Source organism: Mesorhizobium sp. P3_A9 (genome assembly GCF_056402975.1).
Genome location: NZ_JBFUGJ010000676.1, coordinates 1 through 1,346 on the forward strand (window position 1 = coordinate 1; position 1,346 = coordinate 1,346).

General features: G+C 56.8%; 2 protein-coding genes. Both read right to left on the reverse strand.

The genetic code is table 11. The annotated features are described in order from the left end of the window. Positions 1-607 (reverse strand): bifunctional DNA primase/polymerase (locus AC1DX0_RS35910; protein WP_477359240.1); only part of this gene is annotated, 607 nt, incomplete at its 3' end. A 169-nt stretch (positions 608-776) separates the two neighbouring features. Continuing rightward, complete coding sequence (locus tag AC1DX0_RS35915) at positions 777-971, reverse strand: helix-turn-helix transcriptional regulator (protein WP_477220593.1); 195 nt, start codon at positions 969-971, stop codon at positions 777-779. Between the last annotated feature and the right edge of the window lie 375 nt (positions 972-1,346).

A 1,346-nucleotide genomic window follows, 5' to 3' on the forward strand; every position in this document is an offset into this window, starting at 1 on the left:
GTGTGATCGTCGGTGCTCGATCAGTGCCGAGTGGCTTGCGGTCGCCGTTGGCACGCGGTGCGCCGGCCGCCAACAGCCATTCGGGAGCCATCGCAACAGGTGCGGCAAGGTCAAAGCCATAATCGACAATGTAGCCGCCATCGCCGCGCCGATCTAATCCCTCTCCTAGCTCGCCTACATCGGTCGGCAATCGCTGCCCGGCTGGAGAGCGGTACAAGTAGTGATAACCGCCTGATGGRGTTTGCTGCCAGGCTGTCGCCGGTGGCCACAAATTCAATGCGGCGAKAGATCGCAAACCGTCTTTCCCATTCTTCCGGTCAACGTCCAGGGCGATTAGGTCGCCCGATGGCGTTCCGGTCGCAATACCGATCAGGGCGTCTGGAAACGCCGTCCAGAGCCGCGCAATTGCGGTCTGGTCTCGCGTTGCCAGCTTAGCGCCACCCTGCCCTTTTTGGGGCTGTGGGACACCTAGGGCGGTTGCAACGCTTTCATTCGAGAACGGAAGCCGATTGGCGGTGAGAGGAAAGACCGCAAAGCCGCTGCCAACCAGCGCGGCGGCGCGGTTACTATTGCCAGCGGGACTGGCTGGCGTTATATAGGTATTCATTCCTAGTACCTTTCAGCCCGGCTTTCGCGCATCCAACGCGAGCCGGGTTTTTCTGGGTGCGACGGAGCGTTGCTCCTTCGAACCGTGGATCATTATGTCATTGAAACTGTGCGATATTCCGGGCGCAGGCTGTTCGCCTGATCGCCGTGCTAATCATTCGAACTAGCCATTAAGCTGCGTTTGCTCGCTGCTTTTGCAGATAGTCGAGCACATCAGTGCGCAGATAGCCGACTTTGCGCGTCCCAATCTTCAACTTGGGTGGAAAAGCGGGATCATGTTTTTCGAGCCGCTGGCGCGAAGTATCGGAAATGTGGAGCAATGCGCATAGCTGATCGCGCGTGAGTAGAACCAAGGCATCCTGCATGGGTGCGTTCCAATTTATCTATGAAATTGAAGGATTTGCAGGCATCCACCCACGGTCACCCTGTCTAAGGGCTGGGCCATCCGACCCATGCGCCCATCGCGTATCCTCGCTCTGGCGCACTTGGCTGCGCGTGTCCTCGACGCAGCAACCGCAATCGATCACGGCTAGGCATGTATAGTCAAAAAAAATGGCCCGAAAGGCGGGCCATTCTAAAGGTTATCCACAGCAATAGTTATTCGCGATAAACGGTTATTAGGCAACAAATCTTTCCCATTGTGTGCGGTATTCGTTGTCGTTGGCGATGATCAGGAAGTCTGTCCATTGCTGCATTATCTGTTTGCGGCGTTCAAAGGCGTCGCCTCTCCGGTATGCAGC